At 69.8% G+C, this 5,209-nt stretch carries 3 protein-coding genes; 2 read left to right on the forward strand and 1 reads right to left on the reverse strand.

Features of this window, described 5'->3' with window-relative positions; translation table 11 throughout:
• Window positions 1–377: LexA family protein (locus VFH59_RS10055; protein WP_325164758.1), on the reverse strand; the 377-nt coding region annotated here is incomplete at its 3' end.
• Window positions 378–528: 151 nt separating this feature from the next.
• Here VFH59_RS10055 and VFH59_RS10060 point away from each other — a divergent pair.
• Both VFH59_RS10060 and VFH59_RS10065 read left to right on the forward strand, forming a co-directional pair.
• Window positions 529–4,107: a hybrid sensor histidine kinase/response regulator gene (locus VFH59_RS10060; protein ID WP_325164759.1), complete on the forward strand. Its 3,579-nt coding sequence runs from the start codon at window positions 529–531 to the stop codon at window positions 4,105–4,107.
• A gap of 544 nt (window positions 4,108–4,651) precedes the next feature.
• Window positions 4,652–5,209: Arm DNA-binding domain-containing protein (locus VFH59_RS10065; RefSeq protein ID WP_325164760.1), on the forward strand; the 558-nt coding region annotated here is incomplete at its 3' end.

The following is a 5,209-nucleotide window of genomic DNA, read 5'->3' on the forward strand; positions in this document are numbered from 1 at the left end:
CCGTCCAGCAGCATCGACTCGCCCACCACTTCCAGCAGGTAGTCAGGACGGAGGCGGAACAGCGAGGCGTCCAGCGCGACCTCGCGGCGCACCTCGGCCTCCGAGCCGATCGGCCGGCCCGCCGCCACGCGACCGAGCAGCGGCACCGTCAGCGTCGGCCTCGGCGCGCTCTGGCGCAGGCGGATGCCGCGCGCCTGGCCCGGCACCAGTTCGATGTGGCCCTCCCGCGCCAGCGCCTCCAGGTGCAGGCGCGCCGAGCGGTTCTGCTTCAGGCCCAGGGCGGCGGCGATCTGCAGTTGCGAAGGCGGATAGCCGTGCGCCGCGATGTGTTCTCGCAGGTAGTCGAGCAGGGTCTGGCGGGTAGGGCTGAGGGGCATGGTACTAATATTAGTACATCGGGCAAGGTCGCGGCAGGGGGATGCTTTTGGCATCATTTCGTGAAGGGGAATCCGGCGGGTTGCCGGGAGCGTGAAGGTCCGAGGGGCAGCAATGCGTCCACGAAGGACTTCAGGCACGTGGGGGAAGCACATGGTGTCCGCTTTGCTGCTGGGCGTTGGCTTGCTGCTGGGTGCGCCCGGGGCGGGCGCCAACGCACCGGCCTTCGCTCCCGCCCGGGCGGTCTCGACCGGGGTCCTGCCGACCCCGCAGTTCCGTCGCTACGGCAGCGCCGATGGCCTGCCCAGCAGCCTGGTCTACACCGCCGCGCAGGCGCCCGACGGCACCATGTGGTTCGGCACCAAGAACGGCATTGCGCGGTTCGATGGCGTGGAGTTCACCAACTTCCGCCATATTTCCGGCGACCCCGGCTCGCTCGCCGGCAACGGCATTTCCTCGTTGCTGATCGACCGGCAAGGGCGGCTGTGGGCCGCCGGCCTGGACGCCGGCCTGAACCGGCTCGATGCCGCCACCGGCAGGTTCCGGCACTGGAAGCACGATCCGGCCGACCCCGGCAGCCTGGTCAGCGAAAAGGTGTGGACGCTGGCGCAGACCGCCGACGGCCGGCTCTGGGTGGGCACCCGTTTCGGACTGGACCGCATGCGCGCGGACGGCAGCTTCGAGCACGTCGTCAATCCGCTGCTCGGCCCGGCGCCCTCGGACTTCGGCGAAGTCGCCGCGCTCTATGTCGACCCCCACCAGCGCCTGTGGGTCGGCAGCGCCCACGGCCTGTTCCGCCGCGATGCGGACGGCAGCTGGCACCGGGTGCTGCCGGCCGATCCGGCGCAGTCGGTGGATGCCTGGCGCATCGACGGCAACGGCGATGAAGTGCGCATCGCCACCGTGCGCGGGCTGCTGGTCGTGGGCCCCGACGGCCGTGTGCACCGCTTCGCGCGCGATGAACTGCCCGACACCAACGTGATGGTCAGCGCCCGCGACCATGCCGGGCGGCTGTGGATCGGCACCCAGCGCGGCCTGTTCCTGCAGCAGCGGGCGGACGGTCCGGTCATCCCGGTGATGAATCGCCCGGTGCTCTACGGCAACCTGCCCGGCACCTGGGTATGGCAGCTCTACGTCGATCGCGAGGGCGGACTGTGGGTGACCACGCTCGACGGCGGCGTGGCCTACCTGGCACCGGGCTGGTACAGCTTCAGCCGCTACACGCACGTCCCGGACGATCCGGCCAGCCTGCGCGACGCGGTGGCGACCACCATGGCGCGCGGTCGCGACGGCCGGCACGTCTGGGTGGGCGAGCGCGACGGCCGGGTGGACCGCCTGGACCCCGCCACCGGCGCGGTCGAGCACGTGCTCTCCGATCTGCACGGCGACGTGCTCGGCATGACCGAGGGCGAGGGGGGCCGCCTGTGGGTCGCGGTGCAGGGGACGCTCTATCGGGCCCAGGGCGCGCGCGTGGACCCGGTCGACCCGCAGGGCCTTATGTTCCGCCACCCGCTGGAAGTCGAGCCCGGGCCCGACCACCGCCTGTACGTGCGCACCTTCCGCGAGGGCCTGTTCCGGGTCGACCCGGACACGCTGGCGGTGACCCGCGTGCCGATGCACCAGGCCGACGACAAGATGCTGTGGGGCGCGCAGATGACGCTCGACGACCGCGGCACCTTCTACTACGCCAGCGAAGGCGGCCTGATGCAGCTGGACCGCACCCACCGCTTCTTCGAGCCGGTGCCGGGCGGCCCCACCGGCGTCTCGGTGGAGGCTTTCAGCTTCACCCCCGACGGCATGTGGCTGGCGACGCCCGACGGGCTGGAGCGGTACCGCTACCACGGCGACGGCCTGGCGCTGGTGCGCCATGTGGACATGGCGCACGGTTGGCCTTCGGTCGGCGTGGTCGACATGCGCGTGGATGCGCGCGGACGCGTGTGGATCTTCGGCACCGATGGCCTGTGGCGCTTCGATCCGGACTCCGGCCGCTTCCGCTCGTTCGGCCTGCAGGATGGCCTGAGCAACACCGAGTTCGCCCGCGGCTTCGCCCTGATGCCTGATGGCAACCTGTATGCGCCGTCGCTCGGCGGCGTGGTCGCCTTCGACCCCGACCGCGTGTGCGAGCAGGCGACCGTGCCCCAGCTGGCGCTGGCCCGCGTGCGAGTGCGGCGTCACGGCCAGCTGATCGACCTGCCGCTGGGTCCGGGGCCGGTCGAGGTGGACTGGCGCGACCGCGAACTGGGCGTGGAGGCGCGAGTGTTCTCCTACGTCGACCCGTCAGCCAATCGCTACCGGTTCCGGCTCGACGGCCTGGACGGCAGCTGGGTCGACGTCGACAGCCGTGGCGAGCGCGACTTCGCCGGGCTGGGCGCGGGCGACTACACGCTGCGCGTGATGGCGGTCGGCGCCGGCGGCGCCTGGGCGCACCTGGCCGCGCCGTTGCGCATTCATGTCGAGGCGCCGCCGTGGGCGCGCTGGTGGGCGTGGCTGGCCTACGCCATCACGCTGGTGCTGGGCGTGTGGATGGCGCTGTGGGTGTGGCGCCGGCGGATCGCGCAGCGCCATCGCATCGCGCTGGCCGAGCAGCAACGCTGCCTGGCCGAAGAGGCCAGTGCCGCCAAGAGCCAGTTCCTGGCCACGCTCAGCCACGAGATCCGCACGCCGATGACCGGCGTGATGGGCATGGCCGAACTGCTGCTGACCACCACGCTCAAGCCCGAACAGCGCGAGTACACGCTGGCGATGCAGCGCTCCGGCGGCATGCTGCTCAAGCTGCTCAATGATGCGCTGGACCTGGCCCGCATCGAGGCCGGCCGGCTGGACCTGGAACAGGCGCCGTTCGATCCGCGCCAGCTGGTGGACGACGTGGCGCAACTGCAGCTTGGCCACGCCCAGGCCAAGCGCCTCAGCCTCACGATCGACCTGGCCGACGAGCTGCCGCCCAGGGTCGTGGGCGATGCCGTGCGCATCAAGCAGGTACTGCTCAATCTCACCCACAACGCGCTGAAGTTCACCGAATACGGCAGCGTGAAGCTGCGTGCCGAACCGTGCGCCGGGGGCATCGGCTTCAGCATCGCCGACACCGGTCCGGGCATCCCCGAGTCGGCGCAGGCGCGGCTGTTCCAGCGCTTCGAACAGGTCGACGGCCCGCAGCGGCGCTCCGGCAGCGGCCTTGGGCTGGCGATCTGCCGGGAACTGGTCGAAATGATGGGCGGTAGCATCGAGCTCGAATCGCGCCTGGCCCACGGCACCACCTTCCGCGTGCGCCTGCCGTTGCAGCCGCCCGAAGGGAGCGCCGGCGCGCCTGCCATCACGCATGCGGTGAGCGGCCGTTCACTGCACGTGCTGCTGGTGGAAGACGACGCGATCGTCGCGGCGGTGATCCGAGGCCAGCTCGAACGCCTGCGCCACCGCGTCTGCTACGTCGCCAACGGCCTGGGCGCGCTCGCCGAACGGGACCAGTCGCGCTTCGATGTCGTGCTGCTGGACCTGGACCTGCCGGGCGTCGACGGCTTCCAGGTCGCCCGCCTGATCCGCCAGCGCGAGGAGCAGGACCGGCGCACCCCGATCGTCGCCATCACCGCCCGCTCCGGTGGCGACGAGGAAGTGCAGGCGCACGGCGCCGGGATGGATGCATTTCTGCGCAAGCCGTTCAGCAGCGAGGACCTCGTCGAGCTGTTCGAGAAGCTGGCGCCCGAGAGGGCGGTGCCCGCGGCCGCGGACCCGGCCTGAAGTAGCCGCAACGGGTCCTCCCAACCGCCCACCGGATGCGAACGGCAGCCGTGAGGCCAGGCGCGGGGACAATGGTCGCAGCGAAACCGCACAGACGTCGTGGTCAGCAAGGCCTGGCGCGGCATCCTTGCCACCCCCGAAGAAGGAACACCGACTGGCCCCCTCGACGAAGCCGCAAAGGCGACACATCACGAGGTTGCAGCCAATGCCCGGTGACGCACACCTTGGCCTGCGGCGAGATGGAGACGCGCCGAATGGCTAATGGATCAGGCCACAAAAAAACAAAGCCCACCGCATGGGTGGGCTGAGTCCTATTCATGGTGGCCGGGGACGGAATCGAACCGCCGACACGGGGATTTTCAATCAGGTATCCCACTGTCTATCGCCGTCTGGACCGGCCTACCATCCTCGACTAAGTCTCTGAAAGCGTTGTCATACAAGGTCTAGAGGCGTCTAGGTGCGTCTGGCGCGAGCTAACGACAAACGGCAACCGAACGGCAACCGATCGTATATGCTACGGCAACCGAACGGGGACTAAGGGCCGATGGCTAAGCTGACTCACCGCACCTTGCAGACAATGAAACCCGGGTGGCGCTCCGATGGAGGCACGCGAGGGGGAGGGACGCTCTATGCCCGCAAGCTAGGCGGCGGTGGAGTCCTGTTCTATTTCCGCTATACCGACCCTTCGGGCGCGCGTGACCCGATTTCCCTAGGCGAGTGGTCGGGCAGCGGTGGGCCACTGTCTCTTGAGGTCGCTCGCGACAAGGCTAACGAGTTGTCCGCAAGGTATCGCGCAGGCGAGCGTGATCTGAAAGCCGTCTTGGACGCTGAGGCCCGAGAGGCGCAGCGCCAGCGGGAAGCCGCAGCGCGCGCAGAGGAGGCCGCACAGGCCCGACAGGAGGCCACGCTGGGCGCGCTCCTGGATGCCTATGTTGGAGAGCTGCGGCGCAACGGGAAGGCTAGTGCGCGGGAGGTCGAGGCATCCATTAGGCGGAACCTCAAGGAGCCGTGGCCGACCCTGGCCGCTACTCCCGCCGACGATGTATCCCTGGACGACTTGCTGGCCGTGGTCTCCCGCCTAGCCGATGCCGATAAGCTGCGG

This window comes from Frateuria sp., assembly GCF_035695185.1.
In the GTDB taxonomy this organism is placed as follows: Bacteria; Pseudomonadota; Gammaproteobacteria; order Xanthomonadales; family Rhodanobacteraceae; genus Frateuria_A.

Coding starts and splice junctions, on each gene's coding strand:
- VFH59_RS10060 (WP_325164759.1), top strand. CDS start 529: ATGGTGTCCGCTTTGCTGCTGGGCGTTGGCTTGCTGCTGGGTGCGCCC.